At 33.3% G+C, this 15,442-nt stretch carries 15 protein-coding genes, 1 pseudogene and 1 riboswitch; of the genes and pseudogenes, 10 read left to right on the top strand and 6 right to left on the bottom strand.

The features are described 5' to 3' along the window. Nucleotides 1–14 precede the first annotated feature (14 nt). From BUC29_RS10670 to BUC29_RS10680, 3 genes are all read right to left on the bottom strand, one after another. Nucleotides 15–3,428, bottom strand: coding sequence for a T9SS-dependent choice-of-anchor J family protein (locus BUC29_RS10670; RefSeq protein ID WP_073416128.1), 3,414 nt, complete (start codon nucleotides 3,426–3,428; stop codon nucleotides 15–17). A gap of 286 nt (nucleotides 3,429–3,714) precedes the next feature. Continuing rightward, the gene (locus BUC29_RS10675) at nucleotides 3,715–4,467 is read right to left on the bottom strand and encodes an SDR family NAD(P)-dependent oxidoreductase (protein ID WP_073416129.1); all 753 of its coding nucleotides are present in this window, start codon (nucleotides 4,465–4,467) and stop codon (nucleotides 3,715–3,717) included. 148 nt (nucleotides 4,468–4,615) lie between these two features. Beyond that, nucleotides 4,616–4,990 (bottom strand): hypothetical protein, encoded by a 375-nt coding sequence (locus BUC29_RS10680; RefSeq protein ID WP_073416131.1) that lies wholly within the window; start codon nucleotides 4,988–4,990, stop codon nucleotides 4,616–4,618. 138 nt (nucleotides 4,991–5,128) lie between these two features. On the opposite strand from BUC29_RS10680, the gene BUC29_RS10685 reads away from it, so the two are divergent. Genes BUC29_RS10685 through BUC29_RS10695 form a run of 3 tightly spaced genes read left to right on the top strand, consistent with a single transcriptional unit; the run spans nucleotide 5,129 to nucleotide 6,703 of the window. Next, on the top strand, nucleotides 5,129–5,710 hold the full coding sequence (locus tag BUC29_RS10685) for a pseudouridine synthase (RefSeq protein WP_073416132.1): 582 nt from the start codon (nucleotides 5,129–5,131) through the stop codon (nucleotides 5,708–5,710). A gap of 56 nt (nucleotides 5,711–5,766) precedes the next feature. Further along, nucleotides 5,767–6,222, top strand: a complete 456-nt coding sequence (locus BUC29_RS10690; protein ID WP_073416134.1) for a tRNA (cytidine(34)-2'-O)-methyltransferase — start codon at nucleotides 5,767–5,769, stop codon at nucleotides 6,220–6,222. A 1-nt stretch (nucleotide 6,223) separates the two neighbouring features. Then, on the top strand, nucleotides 6,224–6,703 hold the full coding sequence (locus tag BUC29_RS10695) for a hypothetical protein (RefSeq protein WP_073416136.1): 480 nt from the start codon (nucleotides 6,224–6,226) through the stop codon (nucleotides 6,701–6,703). Here the strand turns inward: BUC29_RS10695 and BUC29_RS10700 are convergent. From BUC29_RS10700 to BUC29_RS10710, 3 genes are all read right to left on the bottom strand, one after another. Beyond that, complete coding sequence (locus tag BUC29_RS10700) at nucleotides 6,700–7,476, bottom strand: ABC transporter ATP-binding protein (protein WP_073416138.1); 777 nt, start codon at nucleotides 7,474–7,476, stop codon at nucleotides 6,700–6,702. The two genes, BUC29_RS10695 and BUC29_RS10700, sit on opposite strands and share 4 nt — an antisense overlap. Nucleotides 7,477–7,607: 131 nt before the next feature. Continuing rightward, nucleotides 7,608–8,636: a FecCD family ABC transporter permease gene (locus BUC29_RS10705; RefSeq protein WP_139260482.1), complete on the bottom strand. Its 1,029-nt coding sequence runs from the start codon at nucleotides 8,634–8,636 to the stop codon at nucleotides 7,608–7,610. Nucleotide 8,637: 1 nt separating this feature from the next. Further along, nucleotides 8,638–9,780 (bottom strand): ABC transporter substrate-binding protein, encoded by a 1,143-nt coding sequence (locus BUC29_RS10710; protein WP_073416139.1) that lies wholly within the window; start codon nucleotides 9,778–9,780, stop codon nucleotides 8,638–8,640. A 96-nt stretch (nucleotides 9,781–9,876) separates the two neighbouring features. On the opposite strand from BUC29_RS10710, the gene BUC29_RS10715 reads away from it, so the two are divergent. From BUC29_RS10715 to cobC, 7 genes and pseudogenes are all read left to right on the top strand, one after another. Further along, complete coding sequence (locus BUC29_RS10715; RefSeq protein ID WP_073416141.1) at nucleotides 9,877–10,239, top strand: C1orf53 family protein; 363 nt, start codon at nucleotides 9,877–9,879, stop codon at nucleotides 10,237–10,239. 30 nt (nucleotides 10,240–10,269) lie between these two features. Next, nucleotides 10,270–10,657: pseudogene (locus BUC29_RS10720) on the top strand (four helix bundle protein). A 37-nt stretch (nucleotides 10,658–10,694) separates the two neighbouring features. Further along, on the top strand, nucleotides 10,695–11,204 hold the full coding sequence (gene cobU / locus BUC29_RS10725) for a bifunctional adenosylcobinamide kinase/adenosylcobinamide-phosphate guanylyltransferase (RefSeq protein WP_073416143.1): 510 nt from the start codon (nucleotides 10,695–10,697) through the stop codon (nucleotides 11,202–11,204). Between the two features lie 159 nt (nucleotides 11,205–11,363). Further along, a complete protein-coding gene (cobT, locus tag BUC29_RS10730) occupies nucleotides 11,364–13,043 on the top strand; it encodes a nicotinate-nucleotide--dimethylbenzimidazole phosphoribosyltransferase (protein ID WP_073416145.1) in 1,680 nt (559 codons plus the stop codon). A gap of 65 nt (nucleotides 13,044–13,108) precedes the next feature. After that, the gene (gene tnpA / locus BUC29_RS10735; protein WP_073416147.1) at nucleotides 13,109–13,540 is read left to right on the top strand and encodes an IS200/IS605 family transposase; all 432 of its coding nucleotides are present in this window, start codon (nucleotides 13,109–13,111) and stop codon (nucleotides 13,538–13,540) included. A 302-nt stretch (nucleotides 13,541–13,842) separates the two neighbouring features. Beyond that, the gene (locus tag BUC29_RS10740) at nucleotides 13,843–14,628 is read left to right on the top strand and encodes an adenosylcobinamide-GDP ribazoletransferase (RefSeq protein WP_073416149.1); all 786 of its coding nucleotides are present in this window, start codon (nucleotides 13,843–13,845) and stop codon (nucleotides 14,626–14,628) included. Beyond that, nucleotides 14,613–15,143, top strand: a complete 531-nt coding sequence (gene cobC / locus BUC29_RS10745; RefSeq protein WP_073416151.1) for an alpha-ribazole phosphatase — start codon at nucleotides 14,613–14,615, stop codon at nucleotides 15,141–15,143. The genes BUC29_RS10740 and cobC overlap by 16 nt, the downstream gene beginning before the upstream one ends. A 72-nt stretch (nucleotides 15,144–15,215) precedes the next feature. Then, a riboswitch (cobalamin riboswitch) is annotated at nucleotides 15,216–15,422 on the top strand. Nucleotides 15,423–15,442 lie beyond the last annotated feature (20 nt).

The following is a 15,442-nucleotide window of genomic DNA, read 5'->3' on the forward strand; positions in this document are numbered from 1 at the left end:
TATTCATCTGAAAATTATTTTTTTAAGATTTTATCTTTATAAATTACTTTATTATTTTCTGATAAAGTATAAATATAAAGTCCAGGATACAAATTACCTACAGACATTACAGTATTACTAATTTCCTGGCTGCTTTTGATTTCAATCGGATTTCCTAACAAACGTCCGTTTATGTCATAAAGCTTTAATTTAAAGTTTCTATTTTCTTTTGTTTTTACAGAAAGGTTTAAAACGTCAGCAGCAGGATTTGGATAGGCTGTTACAAAAAATCCGTTTTTAGCAAAATCAGGCGTTGCTAAAACATCTTGTTTTAACTCAAAACGCGCAATAACAGGTCCGTGATCTGAAGTTGTAGTTGTATAATTTGCAATATCATTTCGGGGATCGTAAACTGCAATTGAGTTTTCAATGTATTCATCTTCCAGTTCATTACTAATAATAATATGATCTAAAAATCCGCCTGAGCTTAAAAAGCTGTAAGCGCCTGCCTGACTGATTCCTAAAGTAAGCGCATTATAATTATTAGTGTCTGTAACAAAATTTTCGTAAGATGAAGGGTTAGGTGTTATCACAGATGCTTTTACATCATCATTGTAATCTCCCAGAATAATTAAATTAGAATTTGAATAATGAGCATCCAGACTATCTTTTAAAACCTGTGCATCGTATTTACGCATATTATATCGTGAAATATCCGTTCCGCTGTTGGCGCGTGCATGTAGATCAACAAGATTGATTTCCTTTGTAAATCCGCCAATATTGGTTTCGATTGTTACTAAATATGGCAAACGTCCAGATGAGAAAAAGCTTGAGCCGTTTCCGCCCGGATAATTGGGTAACGTTTTTGTTCCGGCACGAACTTCATCATAAAACTCTTTAAACATTACACGAGTCTTTTTTACTGTCGTATTTTGTGTATTATAAAGCACAACTAATTTCTGCGGAGGAAAATTAGGATCGGGCGTATCAAAAGAATACGACCATGATGTCGAAATTGTTTTGTCAAATGTTTTTCCGTTGATATTTATTTTCTGAATTAATGCGTCAATCGAAGGATCATCTGAAACTTCCTGCACCACATAAACGTCTGCATTTAGTTTGTTCATTACTTTAGCAACATTTTCAATTTGAAGTGCATCATCTGTCGGACCAAATTCTACTCCGTCAGTTCCTTTTACATCAGTTCCAAAAAATTCTAAGTTATAGGTTACAACATCAAATGTATCTGCTTTTGGAATTGACGAACCGGTAAATAAGCCTATTTGTTTATTTAGCGAAGTTCCGGTAACTGTTAAGGGTCCGGAAATTGTTAATTGTTTTGATGAAGGTGTAAATCTTGCATAAATTATTTTGTTGTTTGCAGCTTCTGTCGCTTCAACAATTACGCTTGACTGAAATGTAATATTATCTAATGATAATTGATAATCAGCTGGTGCTGTGATGGTAATATCTCCATAGCCTTCGGCTTTAAAAACAAAAGACTGGCTTGCCGAAATTGTATTTGGACTCACATCTCCAAAATCTAAAACAGGATTTGAAGCTACGTAACCTAATTCATTTGTAATCGCAACATCATCTAAAGACCATTCTGCAGCAAAATCAGTTCCTCCTGCAGTAGTTTCGTAAACCCATGCAACATACGTACTGCTTGTTTTAAATCCGCTTAAATCGATATATTGTGATTTTGTATACGTTCCTGTTACTGTTGGAAATTTACCGTCTAATTCTGCCCAGGTTGCTGTTTCGGGATTACTTTTTCCATCATAATCTGTAGAAACCATTAATTTTAAGCCTGGACCTGAGTAAAATTTACGTGAGTAAAAAGATAATAATGCAAATTCTCCAAAAGTGTCTAAATGTAATTTAGGAGAAATCAACCAGTCTTTGCTCGCTCCGGAATCAGAATAACCATTCATCAAAACTGCTCCCGTTCCTGAGTTTACATTTCTGGTAACTGTTGTTGGCGACCATTTATTTAAAGTTCCCCCAACATTATACTGCGTCCATCCGCTGTTAGATAAAACATTTGGATCGTTGAAACCTTGTATGTACGGATTAATTCCAACTCCAGTAAGTGTAACTATTTTAGTTGCGGCACCATTAGATTCGTGCGTTATTTCTCCTGTAAAACTATTTATTGCGTTTGGTGTAAATTTTACATAAACAGTTTGTGATGTGTTTGAAGCAAAATCTGCAGCCTCAAAAGTTAATGATGATGCAAATGTGTTGCCATCTTTAGAAATAGTAAAATTTGCTGTCGAAGTTAAAACAACCTCATCGCTAAGATTTGCACCTTGAAGCTGATACGTGAAAATATCCGAATCGAAATTGGCTTCAGAAAAACCTAAATTTAAAGAAGCCGCCGAAGTTGTTAAAGTAGGCAGAGCCACACTCGAAGTTGCGGCGTCAATCCTGTTTACTGCAGACTGTACATTTCCATAAGGATCTTCAGAAACAGAAAAAACAGAATAAGAAGTACTTAAACTCAATCCGGTAAAACTTTTAGTAAATTCCTGAGAAGCAATTGTAATATCTAAAAATCCAGATTGCAAAGCTGCAGTTCCAGCCGCATCTTGTCCGGCTTTTATTTGTGCAATTGTTGGTTCTGCACTACCGCCAGGTAATAAAACATAATACGTTTTTCCTATCTCGTCCAGTTTATTAATAAAATCAAAACTTTGAGCTAAGATATTATCTACTTTTGGATAACCTGCTGCATTAATAGGAGCCGCAACATCGCTTTTAATATCTATATTATCAATTGCAAATGATGGACGCGAACCTGCTCCTGAAACTTGTCTTGAAATCCATCGTATCTGAACCAAAGGCTGATTATCACATTCTGCTGGTAAAGTTACTTTTATGGTTTTAGTATTTTGCGGAGTCGTTACGGCCGTTGTCTGCTTTACATCATTATTTGAATAAGCTGTTGATAATAATGAAATAAACGGACTACTTGTACCTACTCTGTATTGCAGAACCATTTCGTTAATACGAGTATTAGTTGTCGCTGGCGGCACATCATACGGATTACGAATTGTCATGGCATCATACTGAACCTGAATGGCCGTTTCTCCTGTAGCATCAAAAGCAAAACCTATTGTAAGGTCTAACGAACCAGTATTTAAAAAACCAATTTTTCCGTCGTAATTATGAAAATTACCACTTGTAGTTGCGGCAGTACTGCTGGCAGTCAATGCTCTGTCTGCAACTAATACTGCATTTGTATTAAAAGCAGATCCTGGAGATGTACTTGCTGTCCAACCTTGAAAACCAGCCGGATATGCCGTTACAGTTGGCGCAATTGAAAAGTCCTGATGATAAGGCAAATCCTGCGGTGTGGGAAAGGTTTGCGCAACCAGACTTATAGAATAACAAAAAAAACTTAAAAATACCACGAGGTGGCGTATTGAGTAAATGTTTTTCATAAATAAAAAAATAGGGGTTTACAAATCAAAGTTATACTGTTTAAAGTTAAGAGAATATTGTAAAAACATAAATTTATTGTAAGTTATTTCAGAAATAAATATAAAAAATATCCTGATATTTCACCATTAAATCATCTCTATTGCTAAGAATAAAGCGTTTTAGAGGATTTTTCTTAAATTAAAATTGATTTGTATTATTAGTAAGAAAATACTTTTTATTTACTGAGAGATATAAAAAAAGCTGCTTCAAAGAAACAGCTTTAAGTAATTTTTATATTCAAAAAAGTTAAACTGCCGTATAACCTCCATCAGCAATAATATAACTTCCCGTTGTGAAAGAAGATTTTTCAGAACTTAAAAAGGTTACCAATTCGGCAATTTCCTCTGCAGTTCCTAAACGGTTCATTGGTGCTTTTGAAGCAATTGCATTCATCGCGTCATTATTCAAATTGTCTTTTAGTAATGCCGCTTCAATATAGCCGGGTCCAACGGCATTACAGCGAATATTTTTCTGAGCATATTCTGCCGCAATATTTTTAGTTAAACCTACAACTCCATGTTTAGAAGCTGTATACGCAGGACTTAAGGGCGCGGCAACCTGTCCGTGAATAGAGGCGATATTAACAATACTTCCTCCCCCATTTTTCTCCATTTGTTCCAACTGATATCGGCACGCATAAAAAACACCGCTTAAATTAAGTGCAATTACACGATCCCAGGCATCTGGTTCGTATTCTCCTGTTGGCTTTGCAGGGCCGCCCATTCCGGCATTGTTGCAGGCAATGTCCAATCGGCCGTATTTAGAAACCGTAACCTCAACCATTCGTTTATTGTCGCTTGCGCTCGACGAATCTCCTTTTACAAAAAAGGCTTCTCCACCGCTGTCTTTTATAACTTTTACGGTTTCTTCACCATGTTCAACATTAATATCCGAAATTACAACTTTTGCTCCTTCACGGGCGTAAGCTTCTGCAACAGCACGCCCAATTCCTGATCCGCCGCCAGATACAAAAGCTACTTTGTTTTCTAAAAGTGACATATTCTTAAGATTTAAATTTGTAGCTGTAATTTACGAAGATATTAACCGCTGACCATAGTAAAATGGGAGTTTACCATAAGATTAAGACTTTATCATAATCAAATGTTATTTCATACTAAAACCAGCTGAATCAGAGAAAAATTCCGTATTATTTATCTTCATCTAATTTCATATTACCGCGATCTTCATGACTTTCCGGATTTGAATTTGGATAACGATTTGATGTAATGTCTGAATTTCGGTCTTTATTTTCTACTGTTTTTTTCGCTTCTTCATCAGATGAAACACCGCGATTTGCATTTGGATTGTTAGGATCTATATTGTCTTTGATTTTGTCAATATCCTCGTTTTCATTTCGTGCTCTTTTTACAACTTCTTTATTTCCGTCAGCATCCGTTACAACTTCTTTTTTTAGATTGGCATCATCTGCTTTTCCATCGTGAGAAATATTCTTTCCTTTTGTTTCGTCTATATTTTTTTGTACTCCATTTATCTTTTTAGAGCCTAAATTATTAGCTTCCATATCATTATTATTTTAAGTTCTATATTAATATTACGAATTCTAAATTTTAAAAGAAAATGGTTTAACATTGCTTTAGTTTATTGCCTGATTATTTTTAATGAAGAAAAAACAAAGGTTATCTTTGCAAAAAATTAAAACATGCACAGACATTTCATTCTTTTTAAACCTTATGGTTATTTAAGCCAATTTATTTATGAATTAAAAAGAAAGAAAAAGCTTTTGGGCGAACTTCATGATTTTCCCGAAGGCACAATGGCAATTGGAAGACTTGACGAAGATTCTGAAGGTTTGCTTTTCCTTACTACTGACGGAAATATGAGCGAACTCGTTAGAAGTAAAAAAGTTGAAAAAGAATATTATGTACAGGTCGATGGCGTAATTACTCCCGAAGCGATACAACAATTGCAAAATGGAGTAGAAATTGGTCTTCATGGAGGCAAATACAAAACAAAGCACTGCAAAGCTTTTCTGGTAACTGAAATTCCTGATTTTGGCGCACGAGCCAAAAAAATCAGAGACGAGCGTCATGGACCAACTTCATGGGCATCGATTACCGTTAGAGAAGGAAAATTTCGTCAGGTTAGAAAAATGACTGCTGCAGTTGGTTTTCCTACTTTACGCTTGGTTCGTGTTCGAATAGGAAATGTATATTTGCAGAACCTAAAAGCCGGAGAAGTCCGCGAGGTTTCTGATTTTCAATTAGAAAATGAGTCAATTTGATAATTAGGTAATTTCAGAAATTCATAATTCATAATTCAATTCATAACTCAAAAAAAATGCTAAACGTTGTTCTTGTAGAACCAGAAATACCAAATAATACCGGAAATATTGGGAGATTATGCGTAGGTACAGAAAGCCGACTTCACTTAATTCATCCTTTTGGGTTTGTGATTAATGATAAAAACTTAAAACGTTCGGGGTTGGATTATTGGGTTCATCTTGATGTTACCGAATATCAAAACGTTGATGAATGGGTTGCACAAATTCCGGATCATTCAAGAGTATTTTTAATGAGTTCACATTCTGAAAAATCCTATTTAGAAAATGAATTTCAGGATGGTGACTGGCTGGTTTTTGGAAAAGAAAGTGTTGGTTTAAGCAAAGAATTTATGGCTCGATTTGAAAATCATTTAACGATTCCGATGTCACCGCTTATTCGGTCTTTTAATATTGCAAATTCGGTTGCGTTTGTGGTTGGTGAAGCTAAGAGACAGATGGGGTTAAAAAAGTAAGATGAGACCTCTTATTGACGAAAATAATCTTAGTTACTCCAAAGAATTCCTGATTTATTACACAAGAAGAGAAATTCTAGAACGAATAACTTATGGAATGGGAGATCTCATAGGCTCCATTTATTTATATATTCAAAATCAGCTTATCATCTTTTTAATACTATTCTGTGTTTTTATTTTCCAAATAATTCTACTTATTAAATCAATAAAAAGAATTGATGAAATTCAATTTAGAATTAATTCTAAAGGAATTCAATACAGAGATAATGTTTTAATTCCCTGGAGTAATATTGAAAATGAAAGAACCATTCGAGAATATATAAATAGTAAAAATGATAAATATTATTTTATTTATTACATTATTGAACCTGGGCAAATAATGAAATTTGATCTTAGTGAATTAAGTACAGATGCAAATGAATTAAGTATTGTTCTTACTATCCAACGAAATAGATATAAAAGAGAAAATAGTATAATTTAAGTCACAATAAACTTTCCTTTTTCGGCATCAAAAATTATATGTTCGTCTTTAAACAAAGCCGTGAAACTTCCGTTTGAGATTAAATTACAAGGTTCATCCTGAACAACATTTTCCGGAGTCATGAGAATCATTTCATCACTTAATTGTATTGCCAGATCGATGTCGTGAGTTGAAAACAAGATACATTTTTGAGTTTCCTGCGTGAGCTTTTTTAGAAGTTTAAATAGCGAAACTTTATGAAGTAAATCTAAATGCGTGGTTGGTTCATCCAGAATTATAAGTGGAGTATCTTGTGCCAAAGCTCTGGCTATTAAAACTTTTTGCAATTGTCCATCACTTATTTGATAATGTTTTTTGTTTGAAAGATGTTCAATTTGCGTTAACTGCATTGCTTGCTGAACTTTTTCGATATCTGTTTGGGTTAAAGTTCCAACCCAGTTTGTATACGGCTGACGGCCAAGCGCTACTAATTCAAAAACAGAAAGATTACTTGGCGGCAATTTTTCGGTTAAAACCAAACTTAAATTCTGCGCTAAATCCAGAGGTTGATAAGCCGAAATTTCTTTATCATTTAAATAAACATTTCCCGCCAATGGATGCTGAATTCCTGTAATGGTTCGCAATAAAGTCGATTTCCCAATTCCGTTTGCTCCAATTAAAGAAATGAGTTTTCCTGAACTTAAATTTAAATTTAAATTCTCAGCAATAGTCACAACCGTTTTCTTGGATTTATATCCAATGTTTAAATTTGTTGTTTTTAAGATACTTATCATTTTTTTTAAAGTTGCTAAGGTTCTGAGATACTAAGTTGCTAAGTTTTTTTTGCCACAGATTAAAAGGATTAAAATGATTAAAAATAATCTGCGAAAATCCGTTTAATCAGTAAAATCTGTGGCAAAATAATTTACTGAAAATTTCTTTTTCGTACTAAAAGCCAGATTACAACCGGCGCACCAATTATAGACGTTATGGCATTTATGGGAAGCGTAACATCGAATCCCGGCATTTGCGAAACAATATCACAAAACAGCATTATAATTGAGCCAAAAAACAAAGTGCTCCAAAATAAAATAGTATGATTACTAGTTTGAAAAGTCAGCTTTGCAATATGCGGAACCGCCAGTCCAACAAAAGCAATCGGGCCAGCAAAAGCAGTAATTGCTCCAGACAAAATACTCGTTGCAAATATGATAATCAGTCTTGCTTTTTTAAAATTAAGCCCCATACTTTTTGCGTAGTTTTCACCTAACAATAAAGCATTTAAAGGTTTGATACTTTTAGCGCTCAAAAGCAATCCGATTCCAACACAAACTGTCAAAATTCCAATTGTTGACCACGAAAGATTTCCGAGACTTCCCATTGACCAAAAAGTAAATTTCTGCAATTGTTCTGCCGTGCTGAAATACGTTAAAACACTCACAATTGCAGTTGTAAAACTTCCAAACATTAATCCGACAATTAAAATTGCCATTGTATCGCGCAATCTTTGCGAAACAACTAAAACCAATAATAAAACTAAAGTACTTCCAAATGTCGATGCTATTACAATTCCGTATGACGAAAGTGCAATTACACTCAAAAACGAAGGCAGAAATCCAGCCCCCAAAATCACAAAAGCAACTCCAAGACTTGCCCCGGAACTCAATCCTAAAACATAAGGTCCGGCAAGCGGATTTCGAAATAAAGTCTGCATCAAAAGTCCGCTGATAGAAAGTCCGGTTCCAACCAAAACCGCTGTAATCGCTTTTGGTAAACGATAATTTATGATGATATATTCCCACGTAGATTTTGCTGCATGTCCTCCCGTTAAACTTGCAAAAACATCTTTTAACGGAATCATAACCGATCCTAAACTAATGCTCGCAAAAAACATCAGCAAAAGACCGAGAGTTAAAACAGCAAATAAAATGGTATTTCGTTTTTTATTTGCCAATTTAATTCAGTTTTGATGCAAAAGTAAATTCGTAACCCGTAAGTAAATCAGGATGAAAAATTTTGATATAATCTTTTAAAACTAAATCCGGACGGCTTGGTGCTAATTCATAATAAACTGTTCCGCCCGTAGCTCCTAGTTTTCCTTCAAAACTATAAACATATTTATTTTTAAAAGCGTCAAATTCTCCATAATGCGGATTTGCTTTTTGCAATTCATCCAAACTTTTAAATGAGCCCGAAGCAATCCAGATATTAGCATCTTTTGCTTTATCTAAGACTTTCTCAAAAGACAATCCTTCACTTCCGGTTCCCTTTAAATCTGCCCAGACATAATTGGCTTTGGCATCTTTCATAAATTGTGCAACCCAGCTGTTTCCTTTTGCAACATACCAAACATCTTCATACATTGAACCGTATAAAACTTTAGACGTAGAAGGTTTATCAGCTACTAATTTTTGCGCTTGTTTATAACTGTCAACAATTTTATCAAAAAGCTCTTTTGCTTTATCTTCTTTTCCAAATAAAGCACCATACAATTTTATCCATTCGGCTTTACCAAGCGGAGACTGCTCCATCCAATCGCCTTGAATTAAAACATTCAAACCGCTTTTTTTCAAATTATCCAGCATCGGGTTATTGTTGTCAACTCCAAAAGTTACAATCAAATCCGGCGACAATTCTATTAATTGTTCGATATTTAATTTTTCATTTTGTCCAACGTTTTTCACAGAACCTTGATCAATTAAAGCTCTTGTTTTTTCAGAAGAAATATAATCAGTATGCGGAAAACCAACCAACTTATTCTCTACCTCAAGCATTTCTAAAAACGGAATGTTAGTCGTTGAAGTCACCACAACAGACTCTAAAGGAACCTGAATTGTGGTATAAGACTGGAGGCTGTCCGGAACTTTTGCCTCTTTTTCCTTTAAGATATATTTGAAATCTTTATTTGCGTTAGGCCATGGATTTGAAACTGTTACAACAGAATAATCATCATATTTCACAATTGAAAGTCCAGATGCGTATTCGATGGTATTTTTTGCTGGTTCGATTTTAGCTACTTCGCTCGTTTCGTTCTTCTTACATCCGAAGATGATAAAAAAAGAAGAAATAAAAATCATTTTAGGGAATAAATGTCTCATGTTTTACGTTTTCGAAAGGAACAAAGGTAAAGTATTTTCTATTTTTTTTGTTTACCTTTATTCTTACAAAATTAAACAAATTTGTATCTTTGTTTTATGAATACCACAAAAATAAAAGTTTGCTCGAGCTGTGAATCTGAATTCAGCTGTGGCGATATTTCGGTTGAAAACAAATGCTGGTGTAACGATTACCCGCCAATTTTCAACCTTTCTGAAGGAGGAGACTGCCTTTGTCCTGTTTGTTTCAAGGAAGCCTGTGAAGATAAAATCGATGCTTATATTGAAACAATTACTCCTAAAAATGCCCTTAAAAATAAAGCCATATCTTTACCCAAAACAGAAAAATTGATAGAAGGAATCGACTATTATATCGAAAATGGCAACATGGTTTTTAAAACTTGGTTTCATCTAAAAAGAGGAACTTGCTGCGGTAACAAATGTAGACATTGCCCCTACTAATTGTTAATTATAAATTGTTAGTTGTTAATTATGAAAAACAACGTTATAAAAAATAAAAGTTTTGATTTTGCAATCAGAATTGTCCGCTTATATCAATATTTAAATAATGATAAAAAAAGAATTTATACTTTCCAAACAACTTTTAAGATCTGGAACAAGCATTGGTGCCATGATTAGAGAAGCTGAACACGCTGAAAGCAAAAGCGATTTCATCCATAAATTTGCTATTGCCCAAAAAGAAGCTAATGAAAGTATTTATTGGTTAGAATTATTAAAAGCAACGGATTATTTGAATGAAAAAGAATTCGAAAATATTAATAATGATGCTATTTCTATTTTGAAATTAATAACCAGTATTCTTAAAACTTCCAAAAATCATTTAGAAACAAAAAAAGTTTCTAAATTAATTAACCATTAACCATTAACCATTAACAATTAACCATTAACAATTATAAATGATTTATCTAATAACCGGCGGCGAGCGATCAGGAAAAAGCAGTTATGCACAAAATCTGGCATTACAGCTTTCAGATTCACCAATTTATGTAGCAACAGCCAGAAAATGGGATTCTGATTTTCAAAATCGAATTGATCGTCATCAAAAAGAAAGAGACCAACGCTGGACCAATATTGAAAAAGAAAAATATTTAAGTGAAATTGACTTTTCAGGGAAAGTTGCTTTAATTGACTGCGTTACACTTTGGCTGACTAACTTTTTTGTCGATCATAAAAACGATGTTTCATTAAGTTTAGAAGAAGCAAAAAAAGAATTTCTTTTGATTGCCAATCAGGAAAATGCAACTTTAATTATTGTGACCAACGAAATCGGAATGGGTGTTCACGCTTCAACCGAAATTGGCAGAAAATTTACAGAACTACAAGGCTGGATGAATCAGTTTTTGGCATCAAATGCTGATGAAGTTGTTTTGATGGTTTCCGGAATTCCAGTTAAAATAAAAGGCTGACAATTTCAAAATCAAAAATCAATAAAACAAATTCTAAACTTTTAAATTTTAAATTCCAATATCGTGAAGTATCTTTACATAAAGAGTAAAATCAATATTGAACTTTGATATTGTCATTGAAGTTTTATCATTGATATCGATTTTTGAAATTAAAAAATTATGAGCCATTTAGACGATATATTAAAATCACGTCGTGATACCCGTCATTTTACAACCGATGAGGTTCCTGATGAAGTTATTCAAAAAGCTTTGCAGGCAGGACATTGGGCGCCTTCTGTTGGGTTAACCGATGCGACGCGATATTATATCATCAAATCGAATGAGGTTAAATGTGCTATTAAAAACTTATTTCTGGATTATAATAAAAAAGCCGAAGAACTTACTGATAATCCTGAGCAAAAAGAACTTTACAGATCTCTGAAACTGGAAGCGATTGAAGAAGCGCCAATTGGACTTATTATTGCTTATGATCGCTCCGTTTTAAATCAGTTTACAATTGGAACTATTGGCAGCAACGAAGCTGTAAAATTCAGCTCGGTCTGTGCGGCACAGAATATCTGGCTTTCCCTGACAGAACAAGGTTACGGAATGGGCTGGGTTTCGATTCTGAATTATTATCAATTTAAAAAAATTCTTGATTTACCAGAAAATATTGAACCTTTGGGCTATTTCTGCATTGGAAAACCTGCTACAAATTATGGCAACCAACCTATGTTGCAGCAATTGCACTGGAAACAAAAATCTGAAACTGCAGATTGTAAAGAAATTACAGAAATTCATAAAATCAATATTTCTAATTTTGACTCTACTTCTTCAAATAAAGTCGAAAACAAAACTGATTTCAATTCCCTTTTACAAGAAAAAATAGATTCTAAAACAAAACCCGTGGGTTCTTTGGGAACTTTAGAAACTCTGGCTTTTCAAATGGCAACCGTTTTTGAAACTTTAAACCCAAAAATCATAAAACCTAATATTGTAATTTTTGCTGCCGATCACGGAATTGCCAATCATGGTGTTAGCGATTATCCTCAGGATGTTACGCGCCAAATGGTCAATAATTTTATGGAAGGCGGTGCGGCAATAAATGTTTTCTGCAAACAAAATAATATCGAATTATCGATTGTAGATTCGGGGGTGAATTATGATTTTCCAACAAATGCAAATTTGATAAATGCTAAAATTGCAAAAGGAACACAATCTTATTTACACCTTCCCGCTATGAGCGAAACCGAATTAAATCTATGTTTTGAAAAAGGAAAATCTATCGTAGAAAATATTGTAAAAGAAGGTTCTAACTGCATTGGTTTTGGTGAAATGGGAATTGGAAATACCTCAACAGCTTCTGTTTTAATGAGTCTTTTAACGGGATTTTCAATTGATGAATGTGTTGGAAAAGGAACAGGAATTAACGACGAAAAACTCCTGAATAAGCAAAATATTCTCAAAAAAGCTTTAAAAAATTATTCCGGTCAAGCCGAATTAAAACAGCAAATCGCTTATTTTGGGGGTTTTGAAATTATTCAAATGGCCAGCGGAATGTTAACAGCTTTTGAAAACAAAATGCTGATTCTTGTTGATGGTTTTATCTGCACTGTTGCTTATTTAATTGCTTTTAAAATAAATCCTGATATAAAAAAAAACGCTGTTTTCTGTCATTGTTCTGCTGAAAAAGCACATCAAAAATTATTAAATTATCTTGATGCAAAACCAATTTTAAATTTAGATTTGCGCCTTGGCGAAGGAACCGGATGTTCAGTTGCATTTCCTGTTTTAAAATCAGCTGAGGCTTTTTTGAATGAAATGGCTAGTTTTGAAAGTGCTGGAGTTAGTAGGAAATAGTTTTCAAATTTTATTTACAATTAATAACTTTGAATTATAAATTGTAATTATTTTAAAAATTATATATGCCTTTTACTAAAGTTTACATTCATTGTGTTTGGAGTACTAAAAACAGATTTCCATTTTTAAATTCAATTGATTTACGCCAAAAAGTTTGGTATCACATAAAAGAAAATGCTTTAAAAAAAGAAATATATCTTGATTATATTAGTGGATATTCTGATCATTGCCATTGCTTGATTTCGCTAAGAAATAATCAGACAATTCAAAAAACAATACAATTATTAAAAGGCGAATCTTCTTATTGGATTAACAAAAATCAATTGACAAATAAAAAGTTTGAATGGCAGGATGAATATTTTGCAGTTTCAGTTTCAGAATCTATTGTTGATAAAGTAAGAGATTATATTAAAAATCAGGAAGAGCATCATAAAAAGAAAACATTTCAAGAAGAATATAATGAATTTATAACCAAATTTGGATTCAAAATATATTGATATAATTTGGCTAAAGCCTTTCACATATGACATTTTGATACCTCCAGATAAATCTGGAGGCAATTAATTATTTATTAATTAGCTAAGTCATTTATAATATTTTTTTTTAAGTATGCAGATAAATCCGGAGGCAATTAAATTTATAGATTAGTTTATTTTTTTGAATATTTTTTCATTTTAAGGAGAACCAAATATCTATAGAAATCAATAAAAAATAAATCCAAAATCAATTGCCAACATCTTTAGATGTTGGAATAAATATGCATGACACAAAAGGGCTTTAGCCAAATACCACAATCTAAATGAAAAAAGAATTACACATTTTTTTTACCTGTTTAATGTTTTACACCAGAATTCCATGTCCAAAAAACATCAATCATGATCCCGATTATTTAAACAAAGCAACCAGATATTTTCCTTTTATTGGCTGGATTGTTGGATCAATTTCATTTCTGGCATTTTACTTTTTTTCTCTTTTTCTTTCTACAGAAACGGCAGTAATTTTTGCCATTATTATTTCTGTTCTAACAACCGGAGCATTTCATGAAGATGGTTTTGCCGATGTCTGCGACGGATTTGGGGGCGGCTGGACCAAAGAAAAAATCCTGATGATTATGAAAGACAGTGCCATTGGAGCTTATGGAGCCATAGGGTTAGTTTTGCTTTTTCTTTCAAAATTCAAATTACTTTCAGAATCTATTTCAATTTTTACAAATAACATTTTACTGGTTTTTCTCTTATTTATTTCGGCACATTCCTTAAGCCGTTTGGCTGCGATCAGCATTATTTTCACACATGAATATTCACGTGATGACGCTTCGAGCAAAAGCAAACCAATTGCTAAAAATCATGGCTGGAAAGAAGTTTTTGGTTCCTTTTTCTTCGGATTAATTCCTTTGCTTGCACTCTCCTATTTCAATTATAAAATTCTTTTGGCTTTGATTCCGGTCTTTATAACGAGATATTTTCTGGCGAGATATTTTCAAAAATGGATTGGTGGTTATACCGGAGACTGCCTTGGTGCGACACAGCAGGTTTGTGAAGTTATTTATTATTTGAGTATTCTTTTCATATGGAAATTTATTTAGTTCGCCACACCGAAACGATTTGTGAAAAAGGAATTTGTTACGGTCAGTCTGATGTGAATATTGCAGAACCTTTTGATGAAATTTTTGACAGGATTATTTCAGAATTACCGTCAGAAGCTATTATTTTTTCGAGTCCGTTAAAGCGTTGTTCTATTTTAGCAAAACATATTAAAAAAAATATAAAAACGATTTCTTATCAGGAAGACGATCGTTTAAAAGAAATGAATTTTGGTGATTGGGAATTAAAAAACTGGAATGAAATTCCGCCTGAACAATTAAATCCGTGGATGGAAGATTTTGTCAATATTCAGGTTTCAAATGGAGAATCTTTTATTGATTTACATAAAAGAGTTAAAAGTTTTTTATCTGATCTAATTTCGCAGAAACCTCAAAAACCCATCATAATTGTAGCACATGCCGGTGTTATCAGAAGTATTTTATGTCATCATACTTCACTGCCTCTGAAAGAAGCTTTTCAAAATAAAGTTGACTTCGGACAAGTCGTAAAAATCTGATTTTAATTGAGTTTTGTTTATAATTTTATCGAAAAAGTAAAACAAATTTGAATAATGAATATTTTTAACTTTATCTTTGCAGCAAATTAAGGTTGTGTTTTTATTTCGAAAACACATTAAAAGGGAATCAAGTAAAATCTTGAGCTGTACCCGCAACTGTAAGCTTAGTTCTAGAAAAGAATGCTTGTTGTAACTGCAAAACCACTGTCACGCCGTGCGTAATGGGAAGGTAAACAACAAGACGCGAGCCAGGAGACCTGCCTTTGTAACAAATATCGAGCTCTCGGGAAAAAGAGTGT

The organism is Flavobacterium defluvii (assembly GCF_900129555.1).
Lineage (GTDB): Bacteria > Bacteroidota > Bacteroidia > Flavobacteriales > Flavobacteriaceae > Flavobacterium > Flavobacterium defluvii.